We start from the raw sequence: 18,573 nt of genomic DNA, 5'->3' as shown, positions 1-18,573 counted from the left end.
CATTGTGAAAAACTGAGTAAGAGGTTTCTGGGCAGTTAGTATTCCCGCATCAAATAATGGGAATGCTTTACTGCCTGTCCTATGAAGAAAGCAAATTTTTTTTATTCCACATCGTTGCATATGCTATAATGACTCAGTAAGCAAGCGTTAAGTCTTAGATAGGACTAGCGTATCTGAAAGTGAAATGGAGTAAGGTCTATGAATGCAACATACATTCAAAATTCAATTGCACAGTTAAAAACAGAGATTTTCATGGATGTTCGTCATAGAACTTTGCAAAAATACACAGGAGTTCCTGTGATAGATGAAAATCAATTGTTTTATTTGCTAATCCCTTTTTTGAATGGTGAAGAGTGGCAACAAGAGCAACAAGAGGCTGCAATTACTGTTGGCATTGTATATGCAGCATTAGCGGCTCACGATCATATAAAAGAAATAGATGCAACATCAAAAGAACAGCAGCTTACCGTTTTAGCTGGAGATTTTTATAGTGGTCGTTATTATGAAATATTAGCGATGTCAGGAAATGTCGCATTGATCCGAAATTTGTCACAAGGTATAGTGGCTCGTTGTGAACACCAGATTAAAGTGTATGAAGCAGAGCAACGAACAATCGAGCAATGGTATGCGTCGTTGTGTAATATTGAAGCGGGATTAATTGCTCAATTTTTCGGTCTTTATTCTTTCAGTGACTATATACCGCTTATAGAAAAAAGCTTATTAATCTTGCGTTTAGAAAGAGAATGGGCGGCTTATCAGCGTGGGCAAATGTCTTTAATGGGTAAGGCACTTGAAGCAAGTGTCAGACAAAATGGCGCAACCTTTAATAGCGTCATCCAGGAAAAAATTGTGCATTTAAAAACAGAGCTATCACAGATCATCAATCATTCAACTTTTTTACAAAGTGATATCAAACAAGCTTTACATGCACACGTAGAGGCATCCATTGCTTCTACTAACGGATAAGAGAGGTTTTTCAAAATGGCTAAAACGAAAGAAGAACACGTTCACGAAGTATTTGAGAGTATTTCGGACAACTACGACAAAATGAATGGTGTAATTAGTTTCCAGATGCATGTTGGCTGGCGTAACGATACGATGAAGCATATGGCTGTAAAACCTGGAACAAAAGCGCTGGATGTATGCTGTGGCACGGCAGACTGGACAATCGCTTTGGCAGAAGCAGTAGGTGAAAGTGGAGAAGTTAAAGGTCTCGACTTTAGTCAAAACATGCTGAAAGTTGGCGAACAAAAGGTGCAGTCATACCCGCAAATAGAACTAATTCATGGAAACGCGATGGAGTTACCTTTTCCAGATGATACGTTTGATTATGTGACGATTGGCTTTGGTCTTCGCAATGTACCTGATTATTTACAAGTCTTGAAGGAAATGCATCGTGTCGTAAAACCAGGTGGTATGGTGGTATGTTTAGAAACATCTCAATCTGAAATTCCTGGTTATCGTCAACTGTTCCGTTTTTATTTTAAATATATAATGCCGATATTTGGTAAAATATTTGCGAAAAGCTATAAGGAATATTCTTGGCTTCAGGAATCTGCGAATGATTTCCCAGGTATGAAGAAGTTAGCGGCATTGTTTGAGCAGGCAGGATTAGAAAAAGTAACGTACAAAGCATACAGTGGCGGGGCTGCGGCAATGCATATGGGCTTTAAAAAGGTACGTTAATGGGGGAAGGTTTTCACACGTGGAAAAGATGAAGTTAAAACTACTCTATTCCGATTTGAAATCAGATATCGATATCATTGAACGAGAGTTAGAAAAAGCGGTGGACTCGTCTTCATATTTGATCAACGATGCTTCTCTCCATTTATTACAAGCTGGTGGCAAACGGATACGACCAATTTTTGTGTTACTAGGTGCAAAATTTGGCGATTATGACATTGAGAAGATGAAGGATGTAGCAGTGCCTTTAGAACTCATTCATATGGCATCACTTGTGCATGATGATGTCATTGATGATTCCAATATGCGAAGAGGACGCCCGACTGTCAAATCACAATGGAATAACAGAGTAGCAATGTACACGGGCGATTTTATTTTTGCACGTGCACTAGAATATATTACAAAGCTGGAAGACCCGCTTGTTCATCAAATTTTAGCCCGTACCATGGTAGAGATTTGTAACGGTGAAGTCATTCAAATTGAAGATAAATTTAGATTAGATCAAGGCTTAAAAGATTATTTTAGAAGAATCAAACGCAAAACAGCATTACTTATTTCCTCAAGCTGTGAGCTAGGGGCTGTAGCGGCAGGTGTTGATGCTAAAACAGTGCGACATTTAAAACGCTTCGGCTACTTTGTAGGCATGAGCTTCCAAATTATCGATGATGTGTTAGATATCATGGCAACAGATAAGGAGCTAGGGAAGCCTGCAGGTAGTGATTTATTGCAGGGCAATATTACATTACCGATTCTATTGCTGAAAGATGAGCCAGAGATGCAGCCATACTTAGTCAAAGTATTTGCAGGCACATTAACAGAACCGGAACGTCAAAATATGTTGCAATATGTGCGTAAATCTCATGCAATTGAGCAAGCTAATCGTATGAGTGATAAATATTTGAAAAAGGCCTTACAGGAAATTGATGCTTTACCAAAACATCCCGTAAAGAAAAAACTGCGTGATGTAGCATTGTTCATGGGTAAGCGCAAATTCTAGCTTTTTGTTGTATAAAGGCTCATTTTTTGTTAATATTTATCGGTAGGTGTAAAACCTGTTAGACGAATTTAAGGAGTGTTTTAAACATGGCAATTGAACAAACTTTTTTAATGGTTAAGCCTGACGGCGTTGAACGTCAAGTAATTGGAGACATCGTTGACCGTTTCGAACGTCGCGGTTTTGTAATGAAAGGTGCTAAATTAATGGTAATTCCTAAAGAATTAGCAGAAAAGCACTATGCTGAGCATGCTGAGCGTCCATTCTTTGGTGAATTAGTTGATTTCATCACTTCTGGTCCTGTATTCGCTATGGTATGGGAAGGCGAGAACGTAATCAAGCTTGCTCGTACAATGATGGGTGCAACTAAACCTGAAGAATCTAACCCAGGTACAATCCGTGGTGACTATGCAACAACTGTTTCTCACAACATCATCCACGGTTCTGACTCTCTTGCTTCTGCAGAGCGCGAAATCGCTTTATTCTTCGGTGAAGATTTAGTTTAATTTGCGAATCTAAGAAGCGTAGCGAAAATAACTACGAATAGAACTCAATAAAAAAATCATCTATTTTTCCGATGTAACTTTTACCTTCTAACAAAAAATGTTAGGGGGTTTTTTATTTGTCAAAATCATTCAATAAAGTTAACACAAACATTGATTTAAGCTTATTGACTATCAAAACTGAAAAAGAACCAAAGAAAGAAATGGTGACAAAAATCAATAACTCAATAGTTAAAATGGATACGTTTGATGAATTGGACAACAGAAATATAACCATTAAACATGCCATACAAATTTTAAATCAACAATGGCGACTAAACGGATTAAGACCAAGGACAATTGATAGTTACAACTATAATTTTAAGCGATTTGTTGAAGTTACTAAAGTTGAATTTCTCCATGAAATCAACAATGAAAAAATTTATCAATATGGGAATTCCTTCTTTTTTTATTTGCGTTTCTTTTCCATGACGACTTTTGGTAGAATATTGTTAATACATATAAAAAGAAGGGGTAAATCACATGAATAACAAAATTGCATCAATACTTATTTGTGTTTTATTAGTCACTATAGGTGTCATTGGATATTTTGTTTATAACGAATATCAGATTGACAGTGCGAATGATGAATCTAATGTAAGTAAGGGTAAAGAATTAGAGTATGAGGAATTTGAGGAAAACTTAGAAGATGCTGAAATTAATAACGAAGTAGTAGAGGAGGATACTGAATTAATAAGAGAAATCAAAAACAAAATTTCTAGTGCGCATTCATCAGACTCTTATGAAGGATTTATTGAAGCATATAAACTTTCGCAAGGGGTTGATACAGAGGATGAAGAATTTAATATATTACTTACTTTTGCAAAAATGAGAATAACTACATGGAATGCAGCAAAAGAATCGGTAGGTGAATCTTTTACACCTCTATTATCTAGTGGAGATCAAAGGGAAATACAAGATGTTGCTAGTTTAGTACATCCTGATTATTATAATGGAATGATGGCAGATACAATTATAGAAATAGTGTATAGGCATATGAGTAGAGAAAAATGGATGGAAATATATAATAAAGCAAATGGTATTTATATGGGTGAACCAATTATTGGAATGACTAAGCAGGATATAATAGATAAAACTACGTGGGGTAGACCAACAAAAATCAATAAAACTGAGAATATAAATGGTGTAAGTGAGCAGTGGGTTTATCCAAACCATCAGTATTTATATATTGAGGATGGAATATTAACGTCAATTTCAACAAGTTACTAAGAAGGTGTAACAACCTTCCTTATCTACTTCATTTATAATCGAAAATAGAAGGTAAAAAAACTTAGTTCTAATTTAGTTTTTTTCGTTTATTTCAGAGAACCCATGATATTAGTGATTTCAGAGACAATAGTTATAGACTATTTTCTTGGTAGTAACCCAGGTACAATCCGTGGTGACTACGCAACAACTGTTTCTCACAACATCATCCACGGTTCAGACTCTCTTGCTTCTGCAGAGCGTGAAATTGGCTTATTCTTCGGTGAAGATTTAGTTTAATTTGCGAATAGAATAGATTAGGCAGTCTCAATTTACTTGGGATTGCTTTTTTTATTGCCTAAAAAGTAAGGATAGATAGTATGGCAATAGAGAAATTATCTATTTCTAGATAGATATAGAATTGTTAAAAGCTTTTTCCTCCTGTACAATTAAAGATGTAATATTCTGATAATTAAGTTAAGAATAGATTGATAGGCCTGTCAATAAACTGTGAGGGATGACAAGGAAAAGGGGTTATGGATATGAGAGAAGTGGTAATCGTAGCAGCTGTGCGAACTGCTGTAGGGCGTAGCAAGGGAGCATTAAGTCAAGTTCGAACGGATGATTTAGCAGCAGATGTGTTACAGGAGGCTGTAAGGCGAGCAGGGATTGGCAAGGAACAAGTGGATGATGTCATATTAGGCTGTGTAACGCAAACAGCTGAACAAGGGGGGAATATTGCACGGACAGCTTTATTGATGGCTGGCTTTCCAGATAGTGTGCCAGGGGTAACCATTGATCGTCAATGTGGCTCTAGCCAACAGGCCGTCCATTTTGCAGCACAGGCCATTCTAGCGGGAGATATGGATATTGTCATTGCTGGTGGCGTGGAAAGTATGTCAAGGGTACAGATGGGGTCAAACATGCAAAATGCACATGCTGGCAAACGCTTACAGGAGAAATATGATATTATCCATCAAGGATTATCAGCGGAGAAAATCGCCTCACAATGGTCTTTATCAAAAGAACAGCTCAATAGCTATGCTTATGAAAGCCATCAACGAGCAATCGCAGCCATTGAAGCAGGTCATTTCAAAGATGAAATACTACCTATTCGAGTTCCACAGGAGGATGGATCAGTGACAACATTTACTGTTGATGAAGGTCCTCGTGCAGAAACAACCGTCGATATTTTAAATGCGCTAAAAACTGTTTTTCAAGAGGATGGCGTTATTACTGCTGGCAATGCAAGTCAGATGAGTGATGGGGCATCAGCGGTAGTGGTGATGTCCTTGGATAAAGCCCAGGAGCTTGGTATTCAGCCACTTGCTAAAATTGTGACAAGAGTGGTCGTAGGCTCTGATCCAACATTAATGTTAACAGGGCCAATCGAAGCTACGAGAAAAGCGCTAGAACGATCAGGTCTCAACATAGAGGATATCGACACATATGAGGTAAATGAAGCCTTTGCACCAGTACCGCTCGCATGGCTACAGGACATGGGTGGAGATCCGAAGAAGCTCAATCCTGATGGGGGAGCGATTGCATTAGGGCATCCATTAGGGGCAACTGGTACAAAATTGTTAACGACTATGTTATATCGCATGGAGCGAGAAAATTATCGTTACGGCTTACTGGCAATCTGTGAGGGAATGGGGATGGCAAATGCCACGATCATCGAAAAAATGTAAGGGGGATATGTTTGATGAAACATCATGAAGTGGTAGCGGTAGTAACGGGTGGTGCTTCAGGTTTAGGGGAGGCAACTGTCCGTCACCTTGTTGAACGAGGTGGCAAAGCGGTTGTTTTTGACGTCAATGATGAACGTGGACAAGCTCTAGTAGAGGAATTAGGGCAAAATGTCATCTATGCACGAGTGGATGTTACGAAGGAGGAGGACGTGGCAACAGGTCTTGAGCAGGCCATTGCAGCATTTGGCAAGATTAATGTAGCGGTGAATTGTGCTGGCATTGCTGATGCGAGTAAAGTGATTTCGAAGCGAGGCGTACATGCCCTTGCTTTATTTGAAAAAGTGATCACTGTTAATTTAATTGGTACATTTAATGTCATCCGTCTAGTCGCGGAGAAAATGCAGCACAATGAGTCGAATGAGGATGGGCAGAGAGGTGTTATTATTAATACTGCGTCTGTGGCTGCATTTGATGGTCAAATTGGACAAGCAGCTTATAGTGCGTCAAAGGGTGGAGTGGCAGCGATGACATTGCCAATTGCACGAGAACTTGCGGAGATCGGTGTACGTGTGATGACCATCGCGCCAGGTTTAATTGAAACACCGATGTTTGCTTCGTTACCTGAGCCTGCAAGAACAGCTCTTGCTCAAATGACACCATTCCCTAAGCGGCTTGGAAAACCTTCGGAGTATGCCCTTTTAGTTGAAAGTATTATCCATAATGGTTTGTTAAATGGTGAGGTCATTCGTCTGGATGGTGCGATCCGTATGCAGCCTAAGTAACAACAACAATATTTAATTTTTGAAGTGGTTTGTCGCAGCTAGTAGTCTTGGTCGTTTCAAAATTTGATGTATGAAGGGACGCGGTATAATGCATATGATGGACACACCTTTATTATTAACAAGTTTTTTGAATCGCGCAGAACGATTTTTTCATTCGAAGAAAATTTATTCTAGAACAAGTGCGACAACTATTCATGAGTTTACGTATAAAGAATATGTCAAACGAACGCGCCGATTAGCGGATGCACTTACCAAGCTTGGAATAGAGCGAGGTATGAAGGTAGGCACATTTGCTTGGAATCACCATCGACATTTGGAAGCCTATTTTGCAGTCCCATGTGCAGGAGCAGTACTGCATATGATTAATATTCGGTTAGCACCTGAGCACATTGCTTATGTCATCAATCATGCAGAGGATGAAATATTACTAATTGATGATAATCTAGTACCACTTATTGCACCAATCGTGTCACAGCTGAAAACGGTAAAACATTTTATCATTATGGGAGATGCTGTTGCAGTCGAATCTATCCCCATCCCAAATGCTCTTTCCTATGAGGCTTTGCTCGCTGAGGCCAATGAACATTTCGTATTCCCAGAAGATTTAGATGAAAATACACCTGCTGGCATGTGCTATACAAGTGCAACGACAGGCATGCCCAAGGGAGTTGTTTATACTCATCGTAGCATCGTTCTTCATAGTTTAACGGCTGGCCTTGCTGATAGTATTGCTATTTGTGAATCGGATGTAGTGTTACCAGTTGTCCCAATGTTCCATGCTAATGCATGGGGATTACCTTTTGCCAGTGTGGCATTTGGTGCTACACAGGTCTTACCAGGTCCGATGTTTACACCACAGCTTTTACTTGAGTTATTTGACGTATATAAAGTAACGTTGACGGCAGGAGTACCTACGATATGGCTAGGGGTTTTACAGGAGCAACGTCAAAATCCGCGTGATTTATCATCGATGCGATTAATTGTTTGTGGGGGATCTGCCTCACCAATTGGCCTAATTCGAGGCTTTGAACAAGAACTCAATATCCCTTACATGACAGGCTATGGTATGACCGAGACATCACCGCTCGTAAGTCTCTCCACCTATTTAACCCATATGCAAGACTACACAGCTGATGAGAAAATGCATGTTCGAATTACGCAAGGTATGACCATGCCTCTAATTGAAACACGGGTAGTCAATGAACATGGTGAAGTGCCATGGGATGGCAAAACGATGGGAGAACTAACGATTCGAGGTCCGTGGATTGCTAATGAGTACTATCATGATGAGCGCACAGATGAAGCCTTTAAAGATGGTTGGCTCTATACAGGCGACATCGCGGTGATGACAGCAGATGGCTATATAAAAATTACCGATCGTACAAAGGATTTAATTAAGAGTGGTGGCGAATGGATTTCTTCTGTAGAGCTTGAAAATGCATTGATGTCCCATCCAAAAGTATTTGAGGCTGCTGTTATTGCTATTCCGCATGAAAAATGGTTGGAGCGACCATTAGCATGTGTGGTAGCGAAGCCTGAATTTAAAGAATCGATTACCAAGGCAGAGCTACTAGAGAGTTTACAGCAGCAATTCCATAAAACGTGGATTCCTGATGATATCGTCTTCATTGAAGAGGTACCGAAAACGTCAGTAGGTAAATTCCTAAAGGCCAAATTACGAGAAGATTTAAAGGCGTATCGCGTACAAGTTTAATAAAATGGTTAGCATGAAGGTAGTGAAAAACTACCTTCATTTTTTGTGCGAAATTTATTATATATCAGCGCATCTGAACAACTACTGACTAATGCAAAAAATATTGTATTGGAAGAAGATAAATTCCTGAAAAATGAAACTATTTTTTCCATTTTGCCGTATAATCTTAGTAACGAAAGGATGTGGATGGATTGTCAATTGCCATTGTAGCGATTATTGGAGGCGTCATTATTTCATTAGCTGGGATTTTTACAGACGCTCGCACAAGACAACAAAAAATTAAACTGAAGGCTGTTGAGAAAGAAGTAGAGTTAGAAAAGCTTAGATTGGAAACGTATACGATAGAAACAGAAAAAATGCGCCTAGAATTAGAACAGTCGAAAGTGTTACTATTAGAAGAAAAACAAAATGCAAGCAAGTAGATTGGCTTACCTAAGAAAGACTATTTCAGGATTGGGACTTTTCCGCTATAATGGAAATACGACGCTAGAGGGGAAGATGACCATATGTCTGATTATGAACAATTTATAGAAGGTATTAAGCGCAAAACAGGAATAGATTTAGCGTTATATAAAGAAGCGCAAATGAAAAGACGATTAACCTCTCTTTATGAGAAAAAGGGCTATCGTAATTTTGTAGACTTTCTAAAGGCACTTGAACAAGATCGTGATTTAATGAATGAATTTTTAGATCGTATGACGATTAATGTTTCTGAATTTTATCGCAATGGAAAGCGTTGGGAAGTATTACAAAAGAAAATCTTGCCGAAGCTATTACAAACAAATAAGCGTTTAAAAATTTGGAGTGCTGCTTGTTCAACAGGAGAAGAGCCATATTCTTTAGTAATGGTATTATCTCAATTGGTGCCTTTATCTCAAATTCAAATTATTGCTACTGATTTAGATGAGAATGTCATACAAAAAGCGAAATTAGGTGTTTATCCTGAACGTTCTTTAGCAGAGGTGCCAAGTGACATTAAAGCAAAGTATTTTGAACAAGAGGGCTCCTACTATCGAGTGAAGGATGAAATTAAGCGTTGTGTAACCTTTAAGAAACATAATTTACTGAATGATTCCTACGACAGCCATTATGATTTAATTGTTTGTCGCAATGTCATGATCTATTTCACAGAAGATGCAAAAGATCAAATTTATAATAATTTTAGTAAAGCCCTGCGCAAAGATGGCATTTTATTTGTTGGCTCAACAGAGCAAATTTTTAATCCAGCACGTTATGAATTTGATGTAGAGGACACGTTCTTCTATCGGAAAAATAGCTAATAATATGGATGAAAAGCTTTGTACAAACGACCAAAATAGTCTTGTACATATAGTAAGCAAGTATTAAACATAGATATTTCATACGCTTTTCGCTTATCATAAGCAAAGGCGTATTTTTTATAAAATTTAGCACTTCACTTTAGTAGTGCAACGAGTACTTTGTCAAATGCATGTTGTATCGAAGGCGAAACGTCAGCGGCAATTATGCTGTAGCGTAATGGATACAATTCAGCACGCCATTTCAGTAGTACACCGATTTCCTTTATAGACGTCGTTCAGAATATTCGCATTTAGAACGATGGAAATGGGGTGTACTGAAAAGACATTTGTAAAAGGACTGTTTTTTTAAAGAATATATGTTATAGTGAAAAATACATACTTTAGCGAGTTGAAGGGAGAAAGTGTTTATGCGTTACTTAACAGCAGGAGAGTCACACGGACCTCAATTAACGACAATTATTGAGGGTTTACCGTCACTCTTACCCATTACAGCAGAAAAAATTAATCATGATTTAAAACGACGCCAAGGAGGTCATGGACGGGGGCGCCGCATGCAAATCGAAACAGATACAGTAGAGATTGTTGCTGGTGTTCGACATGGTCAAACACTTGGCTCTCCTGTCGCACTAGTTGTAACAAATGATGACTGGAAGCACTGGACTAAAATTATGGGTGCTGAGCCATTAGCAGATGATATTAATCCTGAAGATATTAAGCGTCAAATTTCACGACCTCGTCCAGGTCATGCGGATTTAGTTGGGGGCATGAAATATGGTCACCGTGATTTACGCAATGTATTAGAGCGTTCTTCTGCACGTGAAACAACTGTGCGTGTAGCAGTCGGCTCTGTGGCAAAAGCTTTACTCAATGAATTAGGCATTTCCATTGTTGCACATGTGACTGAAATCGTAGGAATTAAGGCAGATACATCTGTACTAGAAGGAAAAACAACAGAAGAAATTCGTGCTATTGTCGAAGCAGATCCTTGTTACTGTGCTGACCCTGTAGCGTCTGCCAAAATGGTAGAGGCTATTGATGAGGCGAAAAAAGCTGGAGATTCTATCGGTGGTGTTGTAGAAGTCATTGTCGAAGGTATGCCAGCAGGTGTCGGCTCTTATGTGCATTATGATCGTAAGCTTGATGCGAAACTAGCAGCAGCCATGCTATCGATCAATGCATTCAAAGGTGTAGAATTTGGTCTAGGTTTTGAAATGGCACGACGTAAAGGCTCTGAAGTGCATGATGAAATTATTTGGTCTGAAGAAGAGGGCTACACACGAGCAACGAATCGACTCGGTGGTTTAGAGGGCGGTATGTCAACAGGAATGCCAATTGTCGTACGTGGTGTTATGAAACCAATTCCTACATTATACAAACCATTACAAAGTGTGGATATCGAAACAAAAGAGCCATTTAAAGCAAGCGTTGAGCGCTCTGATAGCTGTGCAGTACCCGCAGCATCTGTAGTTGCAGAACATGTTATTGCCTGGGAAATAGCGAATGCTATTTTGGAGCAATTTCATAGTGATCAACTACCTCAATTACAAGCTCAAATTGACGAGCATCGTCAATATACAAAGGGGTTCTGATTTATGCGTGTACCAGTTGCAACAAAATCGCATCAGTATGAAGTTGTTCTCGGTCATCAATTTCTAACTGAAGCTGTTCAAGCATTTGCAGATAAACTTCAAAAAGCAGATAAGCTGATCGTATTTACAGATAGCAATGTTTGGGCTGCACAGGGAGATTATTTCAAGGCAAATTTCCCATATGATTTTGAGGTTTTTATTTTACCTGGTGGTGAAGCTTGTAAAACCTTTGAACAATACAATGCTGCTCAAACATTTTTATTGGAACAAAAATGCTCGCGAAAATCATTTGTTTTTGCTTTTGGGGGTGGAGCTGTCGGCGATTTAACAGGCTTCGTTGCGGCAACCTATATGCGTGGAATTCCTTTTATTCAAATTCCAACGACCATTTTAGCCCATGATTCTGCAGTTGGTGGTAAAACAGCTATTAATCATCCGTTAGGAAAGAATATGATTGGTGCATTTTATCAGCCTGAAGGTGTTATTTACGATACGGCTCTTACCGAAAGCTTATCCGAACGTGAAGTGCGTTCAGGAACAGCAGAGTTAATTAAACATGCGATGATTTCTGATTCTATTTGGTTAGAGGAATTAATGACAGCTGATTCAGTGATTCATTTTAATCAAAATGAACTGGCCAAGCAGCTGAAAAAAGGAATTGAAGTGAAAGCTCAAATCGTAGCTCAGGATGAAACAGAGCAGTCCGTTCGGAAATTTTTAAACTTAGGCCATACATATGGACATGCCATTGAGGCGGCAGCTGGTTATGGCAAAGTAGCACATGGAGAAGCCGTAATGATGGGGTTGGTCTATAGCCTATTGTTAAGCGAGCGTTACGGAAAGCTGGAGCGAGCGTTCACCAAGACATTTTTACAGTTCGCAGTGAAAAATGGCTATCCATTTGAGCCTGTGAATGATTATTCATTTGAACAGTTAACTAGTTATTTAATGAAAGATAAAAAAGTGGAATATGGCATTTTACAGTTCGTTCTTTTGGAAGAGATAGGTAAACCTTTTGTGAGAGCCATTGATTTAGAAGAATGCAGAGAAGTAGATGCCGAATATAGACAGTTATTAGCGGAGGTGCTTGTATGATTCGTGGACTTAGAGGAGCAATAACAATTGAATCGGACAGGCCAGAGCTTGTATGGGATGAGACAGCAAGATTAGTGCGTGAGGTTGTGGCAGCAAATCATGTGGAGATCGATGATATTGCATCAATCCTTATTTCTACAACGCCAGATATTACCTCTGCATTTCCTGCCCGTGCAGTACGCTTGATGGACGGCTGGCAATATGTCCCTGTTATGTGTACACATGAAATGGATGTGCCGAACGCTTTACCTTTATGTATTCGTGTATTAATTCATGCGAACGTAGAGGTAGCCCAAAAAGATGTAAAGCACTTGTATCTCAACGATGCAGTGAAATTAAGACCAGATTTGGCGCAGGCTAAATAAGTAGAGGAGATGTTTTAGATGAAGTGGAAACAACAATTGGACGGTATGCAAGCATATAAGCCAGGGAAACCAATTGAAGAAGTACAACGTGAATACGGCTTAAAGGAAGTCATTAAATTGGCATCGAATGAAAATCCGTTTGGGTGCTCACCTAAGGTAACAGCTTATTTACAAAATAATGCGGTGAATCATGCCCTTTATCCAGATGGCTATGCACAAAATTTACGTACAGCTGTTGCGAATCATCTAGGTGTCAAGGAAACACAGCTTCTTTTTGGCAACGGCTCTGACGACATTATTGCTATTATTACGCGTGCACTGTTGTATCCAGGAGTCAATACGATTATGGCGGATCCTTCCTTCTCTCAATACTGGCACAACGCTGAAATTGAAGGTGCTGAGGTACGAAAAATTCCTTGTGTTGAAGGTGCCCACGATTTAGATAGCATGGCAGCTGCAATTGATGACCAAACATCGATTGTTTGGGTATGTAGTCCAAATAATCCTACAGGAGTTGTCATACCTGATACGGCATTACGTGCTTTTCTTGCAAAAGTACCAAGCGATGTCCTTGTCGTGTTGGATGAAGCTTACATTGAATATGTAACACATCCTGGCCATAAGGATACGTTACCAATCATCGATGAATATCCGAATGTACTTTTATTACGTACATTCTCTAAAGCCTATGGACTAGCTTCATTCCGTGTTGGCTATGCGATTGGGCAAACTGGCGTTATTGCTAAGCTTGATCCTGTTCGCGCACCATTTAATAATACAATCTTAAGTCAAGCTGTGGCAGCTATTGCACTCAGCGATCATGCTTACATTGAAGCATGTCGTGAAGCCAATGAAAACGGCAAAAAGCAATATGTAGAATTCTGTGAAAAGCATAATTTAAAATACTTCCCATCTGATACGAACTTTATTTTCTTTGATACTCAAGCTGATAGTGATGTTGTCTTCCAAGAGCTGATGAAAAGAGGCTTTATTGTCCGCAGTGGCAATGCTCTAGGATTACAAGGGTTTATCCGTGTCACAATTGGTACAGAGGCACAAAATGCAGCATTACTTAGCCAGCTTGACGAAGTATTAACACAGCAAGGAGTATTTGCATGACACGCAAAGTACTCGTTATTGGGCTAGGCTTAATCGGCGGTTCGATTGCCCTTGCTTTGCAAAAAGCACCCGAAACAAAAATTATTGGCTATGATATGGATACACAAACACGTGAGCATGCAAAAACATTAAATATTGTGCATGAGATTGTTACAGATCCGCAGGCTGTTGCGGCAGATGTCGATATCATTATCTTTGGTACACCTGTTAATGCAACACTTGTGTGGATGGAGCAATTAAAATCATGGCCATTAAAAAATAAAGTCATTATAACAGATACTGGGAGTACAAAAAAATTAATTATGCAAAAGGCCAGCGAATTACGTGAGCTTGGCATTACATTCATTGGTGGACATCCAATGGCAGGTTCTCATAAAAGTGGTGTGTTGGCTGCAAAGGCGCATCTTTTTGAAAATGCGTATTATATGCTGACGCCGCTTGCTGGAGAAGAAATCGTTCATATGGCTAAGCTTGAAAGTTTGCTAAAATTTACACATGCAAAAGTAGTCAGTGTATCTGCGAGTGAACATGACCATATGACAGCTGTGGTGAGTCATCTTCCACATGTTATCGCAGCCTCATTGGTCCATCAATTAGGTGAGGAAAATGGAGAATACCCGATGACACGCTCGCTTGCAGCAGGCGGTTTTCGTGATGTTACACGAATTGCTTCCTCGAACCCCGTTTTATGGCGAGATATTACGCTACAAAATCGTGAGGAGCTACTTACTCAGTTAGAAGGCTGGGAAAAAGAAATGACTCGCATTAAGGAACTGCTGACGGATGGTTCTTCACAGGCTATTGAAAACTATTTTTCTGTTGCCAAAGAGCTGAGAGATGAATTGCCGATTAGTGCAGGGGCCATGTATACGCCATTTGACTTATATGTTGATGTTCCTGACTATCCAGGCGTTATTTCAGAAGTGACGGGCTTGTTAGCGGATGAAGCGATCAGTATTACGAATCTACGAATCGTTGAATCACGTGAAGATGTTTTCGGTATTCTCGTTATTAGCTTCCAAAGCGAAAATGATCGCGAACGTGCTGCGGCATGTATCCAACAACGAGCAAATTTCGAAACGTATATTTCATAGCATAAGAAAGCGTCGGTATTTCGGCGCTTTCTATCTTCATATTGAAGGGAAGAAAGTTTATGAGTGAAAAAATTTTGCAATACAATAAGCCTTCTTTACAGGGCACTTTAACCATTCCAGGCGATAAATCTGTATCCCATCGTTCTGTCATGTTTGGAGCCATTGCTAGCGGGACAACGACAGTAGAGGGCTTTTTACTAGGGGAAGATTGTTTAAGTACAATCGATTGCTTCCAGAAGCTTGGCGTTCAAATTGAGGTCGAAGGAACTAATGTAACGATTCATAGTCCTGGCATGGATGGCTGGCAGGAGCCAACAGACGTGTTGTATACGGGTAACTCTGGCACAACAACACGCTTAATGTTGGGTATTTTAGCTGGTTCTTCGGTTCATTCCGTGATGACGGGGGATGCATCTATCGGCAAACGACCAATGCGACGTGTGATAGACCCACTGCGTCAAATGGGTGCTCATATTACAGGGCGTGCTGACGGGCAGTACACACCCCTTGCTATACAAGGTACAAAACTACAGGCCATCGATTACAAGATGCCTGTAGCAAGTGCACAAGTGAAATCTGCTATTTTACTAGCAGGCTTGCGTGCTGAAGGAACAACGATTGTTAGAGAAATGGAAGTTTCAAGAGATCACACAGAGCGAATGCTGCGACAATTTGGTGCACAGGTAGAAGTAGACAATGGCGTTGTCTCCATTGAAGGCGGACAGTCTCTCAGCGGGACACATGTTGCTGTTCCAGGGGATATTTCCTCGGCAGCCTTCTTCTTAGTGGCAGGAGCCATTTGTGAGCATAGTCACGTAACATTAAATAATGTTGGTATTAACCCAACGCGTGATGGCATTGTCGAGGTACTTGAAAAAATGGGCGCAACAATGACCGTGACACCGAATGAGGATAATCAAGCTGAACCTACAGCAACCATTCAAATGGCCACATCTACTTTAACAGGTACAACAATTGAGGGGGACATTATTCCTCGTTTAATTGATGAAATTCCGATCCTTGCCTTACTCGCTACGCAAGCACATGGTCAAACAATCATTAAAGATGCTGAGGAGCTAAAAGTGAAGGAAACGGATCGCATCACGGCGGTTGTAACTGAATTGAAAAAGCTAGGTGCACAAATAGAAGCAACAGAAGATGGAATGATCATTAATGGACCAACACCATTAAAAGGTGCAAGTCTTCGCACATACGGCGATCATCGAATTGGTATGATGGGGGCTGTTGCAGCTCTAATTTCGGATGGAGCCGTAACATTAGATGATGCACAATGCATTGCTGTATCCTACCCATCGTTCTTTGAACATATTGAGGCAGTGAAATAACAATTCAAGATAGACTCTCCAGCTTTTGGGGAGTTTTTTCTTGTTTCAATGGTAAATGTTTTGTAGCATAAAGGTATCAATGAAAGAATAGGTGAATGACTGTGAACAATGCGATGACTGAAATGATGCAAGCACTTGAACAAGGGGACTTAGCATTAATAGATCAGCTACTAGAATCATTTTTAACGAAGGAGCTACCTGAGGAGATTTATGCACTCGCTGAGATTTTTATGCAGTATGGGTACATGAAAGAAGCTGACCGTGTGCTGGAGCATTTACAATTTTTATTCCCAGAAGAGGCACAGTTAAAAATAGATCGTGCAAATGTATTAATGGAGCTTGGTGATGAAGATGAAGCATTGGATTTATTATTAGAAATCGAAGAAGCATCACCAGAATATCCGCAAGCCTTATTAGTTCTAGCCGATTATTATCAAATGCAGGGGTTATTTGAGGTTGCAGAAAAACGTATAAATGAAGCATTAGCGATTTTACCTGACGAGCCGTTATTACATTTTGCTAAAGCAGAACTTTTATTTGAAACAGGTCGTTTTTTAGAAGCTGCAAGGTTGTACGAAGACTTATATGAGCAGCAAAATGAATTTGCAGGTATTCAACTTGTTGAACGATTGGCAGAGGTGTATCGTGCAGGGGCTGCCTATGAAACGGCTTTTGATTATTATGTCAAGGCCCTTGAGGATGAGGTAAAGCCAGATATTTTATTTGGAGCGGCTTATTCCGCTTTCCAATCACAAAAGTACGAGATGGCTATTAAACAACTAGAGGAATTGAAAGAATTAGATCCGGATTACTTCTCAGCCTATTTATTGCTTGCGGAAAGCTATGCTATGACAGAGGATAATAAAAAAGCTTATGGGGCCATTCAAGAGGGGCTAAAACGCGATGAATATGATAAATCATTGTATTTATTTGCTGGTAAAATGGCGTTGAAAAATGGTTTGCCAGAAGAAGCGGAGCAACATCTGCGAGAAGCTATAGCGTTGGATCCTGAGTACATGGAGGCGGTATTAGCCCTTATTTCTGTGTTGGGACAACAGGAGCGTCATGAGGATGTTATCGAATTATTTGAAACGCTACAGCAAAATGATTTTGAATGGAGCACATTATATCCATTTGCAGCAGAGGCATATGAAAATTTAGAATTGTACGACCGTGCATACGAATTTTACCGTTTGGCATATAATGATTTTAAGGAAGACGCAACATTTTTAGAAAAATATGTTTACTTCTTATTAGAGGAAGGAAAACGTTCAGAGGCAAAAGAGGTTCTTGGACAATTAATCAACATTCAACCGGGTGAACCAGAGTGGCAAGAGAAGTTAGAAGCCTTAGAATTTGAGTAAAGGAGGGAGTGGGTATGACTGCTTCTGTATCAGTTGTTGATAAAAAAGCATTTGTTCGATGGTTTTTAAAAAATTATCAATTGAAACGTCGTGAGTGTGTATGGATTTTAAATTATTTATTAAGCAATGATGACTTACTAAAAAGAATCCGATTTGTGGAAGAAGCTCACTATTGTCCTAGAGCGATGGTGATGTCGACAGTAGACTCAACAGGTGTACCTTTTCGTTTCTACAAAGGCAATGTGATGACAGCAGATGCTGAGAAGTCTTTCCATGATTTACGCTTACATGAACAAGAAGATATGTATATACAATTGAATTTTCCAAATATACCACCAAGTGCACAATACTTAGCAGTTCTCGAAGAAAACCCTTATATGCCAGAAACACTGCTAGTCAGTGAAAAAGATCGTTTACTGGCAGAAGAGCTGCTTTCCAATAGCTTACTCGTATTCCAAGAAGAAAAATTACTCGCACAAATTGATGAAGCCCTCGACCAGGGAGATGAAGAACGCTTTTATGAATTGTCTAATTTGTTACAAGCATTAAAGGAAACGGCTAATTTACGTTAATCATAGGTAAAAATTGAATGTCCTTTATCCACTTCAATATGGTAACATTACTAGTGAATGAATGATTGTTTTCACTTTTAATTGGGTATCCTATTTTAGAGTGGATAAGGGCATTTTTATTTTGCGATAAAAGGAGG

19 protein-coding genes and 1 pseudogene are annotated in these 18,573 nt (G+C 39.6%); all 20 read left to right on the top strand.

Features of this window, described 5'->3' with window-relative positions; translation table 11 throughout:
- Positions 1-198 precede the first annotated feature (198 nt).
- On the top strand, positions 199-966 hold the full coding sequence (locus MHI34_RS22685; protein ID WP_036126766.1) for a heptaprenyl diphosphate synthase component 1: 768 nt from the start codon (positions 199-201) through the stop codon (positions 964-966).
- A 15-nt stretch (positions 967-981) separates the two neighbouring features.
- Positions 982-1,686 (top strand): demethylmenaquinone methyltransferase, encoded by a 705-nt coding sequence (locus MHI34_RS22680; RefSeq protein ID WP_036126763.1) that lies wholly within the window; start codon positions 982-984, stop codon positions 1,684-1,686.
- Between the two features lie 19 nt (positions 1,687-1,705).
- Positions 1,706-2,680 carry a heptaprenyl diphosphate synthase component II gene (hepT, locus tag MHI34_RS22675; RefSeq protein WP_036126761.1) on the top strand — a complete coding sequence of 325 codons (975 nt, stop codon included), beginning with the start codon at positions 1,706-1,708 and terminating at the stop codon, positions 2,678-2,680.
- An 86-nt stretch (positions 2,681-2,766) separates the two neighbouring features.
- The gene (ndk, locus tag MHI34_RS22670; RefSeq protein ID WP_141904065.1) at positions 2,767-3,183 is read left to right on the top strand and encodes a nucleoside-diphosphate kinase; all 417 of its coding nucleotides are present in this window, start codon (positions 2,767-2,769) and stop codon (positions 3,181-3,183) included.
- A 116-nt stretch (positions 3,184-3,299) separates the two neighbouring features.
- On the top strand, positions 3,300-3,710 hold the full coding sequence (locus MHI34_RS22665) for a hypothetical protein (RefSeq protein WP_271912774.1): 411 nt from the start codon (positions 3,300-3,302) through the stop codon (positions 3,708-3,710).
- The gene (locus MHI34_RS22660) at positions 3,703-4,449 is read left to right on the top strand and encodes a hypothetical protein (RefSeq protein WP_058844247.1); all 747 of its coding nucleotides are present in this window, start codon (positions 3,703-3,705) and stop codon (positions 4,447-4,449) included. Before MHI34_RS22665 ends, MHI34_RS22660 begins: the two co-directional genes overlap by 8 nt.
- Positions 4,450-4,599: 150 nt before the next feature.
- A pseudogene (locus MHI34_RS22655) lies at positions 4,600-4,725 on the top strand (nucleoside-diphosphate kinase); the annotation flags it as partial.
- A gap of 242 nt (positions 4,726-4,967) precedes the next feature.
- On the top strand, positions 4,968-6,116 hold the full coding sequence (locus tag MHI34_RS22650) for a thiolase family protein (protein ID WP_342504004.1): 1,149 nt from the start codon (positions 4,968-4,970) through the stop codon (positions 6,114-6,116).
- 14 nt (positions 6,117-6,130) lie between these two features.
- Positions 6,131-6,898, top strand: a complete 768-nt coding sequence (locus MHI34_RS22645; RefSeq protein WP_036123227.1) for a 3-hydroxyacyl-CoA dehydrogenase — start codon at positions 6,131-6,133, stop codon at positions 6,896-6,898.
- An 88-nt stretch (positions 6,899-6,986) separates the two neighbouring features.
- On the top strand, positions 6,987-8,612 hold the full coding sequence (locus MHI34_RS22640; protein WP_342504003.1) for a long-chain fatty acid--CoA ligase: 1,626 nt from the start codon (positions 6,987-6,989) through the stop codon (positions 8,610-8,612).
- A gap of 191 nt (positions 8,613-8,803) precedes the next feature.
- Positions 8,804-9,034 (top strand): hypothetical protein, encoded by a 231-nt coding sequence (locus MHI34_RS22635; RefSeq protein ID WP_016994411.1) that lies wholly within the window; start codon positions 8,804-8,806, stop codon positions 9,032-9,034.
- 84 nt (positions 9,035-9,118) lie between these two features.
- Complete coding sequence (locus MHI34_RS22630) at positions 9,119-9,892, top strand: protein-glutamate O-methyltransferase CheR (RefSeq protein WP_036123217.1); 774 nt, start codon at positions 9,119-9,121, stop codon at positions 9,890-9,892.
- A 407-nt stretch (positions 9,893-10,299) separates the two neighbouring features.
- Positions 10,300-11,481, top strand: coding sequence for a chorismate synthase (gene aroC, locus MHI34_RS22625; RefSeq protein ID WP_036123213.1), 1,182 nt, complete (start codon positions 10,300-10,302; stop codon positions 11,479-11,481).
- Between the two features lie 3 nt (positions 11,482-11,484).
- The gene (gene aroB / locus MHI34_RS22620; RefSeq protein ID WP_342504002.1) at positions 11,485-12,576 is read left to right on the top strand and encodes a 3-dehydroquinate synthase; all 1,092 of its coding nucleotides are present in this window, start codon (positions 11,485-11,487) and stop codon (positions 12,574-12,576) included.
- Positions 12,573-12,941, top strand: a complete 369-nt coding sequence (gene aroH / locus MHI34_RS22615; RefSeq protein WP_036123206.1) for a chorismate mutase — start codon at positions 12,573-12,575, stop codon at positions 12,939-12,941. Before aroB ends, aroH begins: the two co-directional genes overlap by 4 nt.
- A gap of 18 nt (positions 12,942-12,959) precedes the next feature.
- Positions 12,960-14,060, top strand: coding sequence for a histidinol-phosphate transaminase (gene hisC / locus MHI34_RS22610; protein WP_342504001.1), 1,101 nt, complete (start codon positions 12,960-12,962; stop codon positions 14,058-14,060).
- Entirely contained in the window at positions 14,057-15,154 is a 1,098-nt protein-coding gene (locus MHI34_RS22605; RefSeq protein WP_342504000.1) for a prephenate dehydrogenase, read from the top strand. Before hisC ends, MHI34_RS22605 begins: the two co-directional genes overlap by 4 nt.
- Positions 15,155-15,213: 59 nt before the next feature.
- Positions 15,214-16,500, top strand: a complete 1,287-nt coding sequence (aroA, locus tag MHI34_RS22600) for a 3-phosphoshikimate 1-carboxyvinyltransferase (protein WP_249646081.1) — start codon at positions 15,214-15,216, stop codon at positions 16,498-16,500.
- 95 nt (positions 16,501-16,595) lie between these two features.
- A complete protein-coding gene (locus MHI34_RS22595; protein WP_080717083.1) occupies positions 16,596-17,864 on the top strand; it encodes a tetratricopeptide repeat protein in 1,269 nt (422 codons plus the stop codon).
- Positions 17,865-17,878: 14 nt separating this feature from the next.
- The gene (locus MHI34_RS22590) at positions 17,879-18,436 is read left to right on the top strand and encodes a ReoY family proteolytic degradation factor (protein ID WP_036123193.1); all 558 of its coding nucleotides are present in this window, start codon (positions 17,879-17,881) and stop codon (positions 18,434-18,436) included.
- Positions 18,437-18,573: the final 137 nt, after the last annotated feature.

This window comes from Lysinibacillus sp. FSL L8-0126, from assembly GCF_038630385.1.
Lineage (GTDB): Bacteria > Bacillota > Bacilli > Bacillales_A > Planococcaceae > Lysinibacillus > Lysinibacillus fusiformis_D.
Note: the sequence above shows the minus strand (reverse complement) of the source record. Positions and strands in the feature narration are given on the sequence as shown.

Bases quoted from the DNA above. Each gene is read 5' to 3' on its own strand.
- MHI34_RS22685 (WP_036126766.1), top strand. From the start codon at position 199: ATGAATGCAACATACATTCAAAATTCAATTGCACAGTTAAAAACAGAG.
- MHI34_RS22645 (WP_036123227.1), top strand. From the start codon at position 6,131: ATGAAACATCATGAAGTGGTAGCGGTAGTAACGGGTGGTGCTTCAGGT.
- hisC (WP_342504001.1), top strand. From the start codon at position 12,960: ATGAAGTGGAAACAACAATTGGACGGTATGCAAGCATATAAGCCAGGG.
- aroC (WP_036123213.1), top strand. From the start codon at position 10,300: ATGCGTTACTTAACAGCAGGAGAGTCACACGGACCTCAATTAACGACA.
- MHI34_RS22650 (WP_342504004.1), top strand. From the start codon at position 4,968: ATGAGAGAAGTGGTAATCGTAGCAGCTGTGCGAACTGCTGTAGGGCGT.
- MHI34_RS22595 (WP_080717083.1), top strand. From the start codon at position 16,596: ATGACTGTGAACAATGCGATGACTGAAATGATGCAAGCACTTGAACAA.
- aroA (WP_249646081.1), top strand. From the start codon at position 15,214: ATGAGTGAAAAAATTTTGCAATACAATAAGCCTTCTTTACAGGGCACT.
- aroB (WP_342504002.1), top strand. From the start codon at position 11,485: ATGCGTGTACCAGTTGCAACAAAATCGCATCAGTATGAAGTTGTTCTC.
- MHI34_RS22680 (WP_036126763.1), top strand. From the start codon at position 982: ATGGCTAAAACGAAAGAAGAACACGTTCACGAAGTATTTGAGAGTATT.
- MHI34_RS22590 (WP_036123193.1), top strand. From the start codon at position 17,879: ATGACTGCTTCTGTATCAGTTGTTGATAAAAAAGCATTTGTTCGATGG.
- MHI34_RS22640 (WP_342504003.1), top strand. From the start codon at position 6,987: ATGCATATGATGGACACACCTTTATTATTAACAAGTTTTTTGAATCGC.
- aroH (WP_036123206.1), top strand. From the start codon at position 12,573: ATGATTCGTGGACTTAGAGGAGCAATAACAATTGAATCGGACAGGCCA.
- ndk (WP_141904065.1), top strand. From the start codon at position 2,767: ATGGCAATTGAACAAACTTTTTTAATGGTTAAGCCTGACGGCGTTGAA.
- MHI34_RS22660 (WP_058844247.1), top strand. From the start codon at position 3,703: ATGAATAACAAAATTGCATCAATACTTATTTGTGTTTTATTAGTCACT.
- MHI34_RS22605 (WP_342504000.1), top strand. From the start codon at position 14,057: ATGACACGCAAAGTACTCGTTATTGGGCTAGGCTTAATCGGCGGTTCG.
- MHI34_RS22630 (WP_036123217.1), top strand. From the start codon at position 9,119: ATGTCTGATTATGAACAATTTATAGAAGGTATTAAGCGCAAAACAGGA.